We start from the raw sequence: 837 nt of genomic DNA on the forward strand, positions 1-837 counted from the left end.
ATAATGCTATAATGTCCATAAGATTCTTACGCTCGGAGGGCTTTTATATGACTGTAGGCGAAAAAATTAAAGTTTTACGGCAACGTGAAAAATGGTCTCAAAAGCGCCTTGCATTTGAATTAGGCGTCTCTGAGACCACAATTAGGAATTATGAGTTGGGACATGGCGGAGTACGGGAGCGTCACTTAGTGAAGCTATCTGAACTGTTCCATATTGACATTTCTGTTTTGAGAGACAACAGTGTGGAAAAGTATACCGATGTCATGCAACTCTTGTTTATGCTGGCTGACGAGCAAGGATTGGTGACATCCGATATAGAGCACGTTCTTCCAGACGACAGCGTATTGGTGTTCAACAACCGAACCTTACAGGCTTATATCAACACTTGGCACAAAAAAAGAAGCACAGTAGAAGCTGAAAACCTCCCAAAGGAAGAAATTCAAGCTTGGGAACTGCGCTTTCCGGAATCATATGCCGAAGATTGTGAGCAAGCAATAAAAGACGAACGCAATAGATCCAGTGAATAATTAGTATAAAATTTTTAAGAAATCGAGTTTGAAACACAGATGGTAGAGTTTTCGTTGCCGATATGGTCAGTAGCAAGCTCAATATACAGTCAGGCTCCGCATAGTTGCTGGAGGTTGACTATATGGATGCTAATCCGAAAGTGATCCAGTCAAAGCCTAAACACATAATACAGATAGATTTTAGCGACATAGATAATATAATTCATATCAAAAGGATATTTTACTGAACTGCGTGTGCAGTTCCATATGTAATCAATGAGAGCCTTTTTGTGGCCGATAGTATTGACAATGTAGCACATTAATTGTAAAA

At 39.7% G+C, this 837-nt stretch carries 1 protein-coding gene; it reads left to right on the forward strand.

Going from position 1 to position 837, the window contains the following annotated elements:
* Positions 1-527: helix-turn-helix domain-containing protein (locus B2W96_RS00055; RefSeq protein WP_293007283.1), on the forward strand; the 527-nt coding region annotated here is incomplete at its 5' end.
* Between the last annotated feature and the right edge of the window lie 310 nt (positions 528-837).

The organism is Oscillibacter sp. UBA6647 (genome assembly GCA_002455655.1).
Classification (GTDB): domain Bacteria; phylum Bacillota; class Clostridia; order Oscillospirales; family Oscillospiraceae; genus Oscillibacter.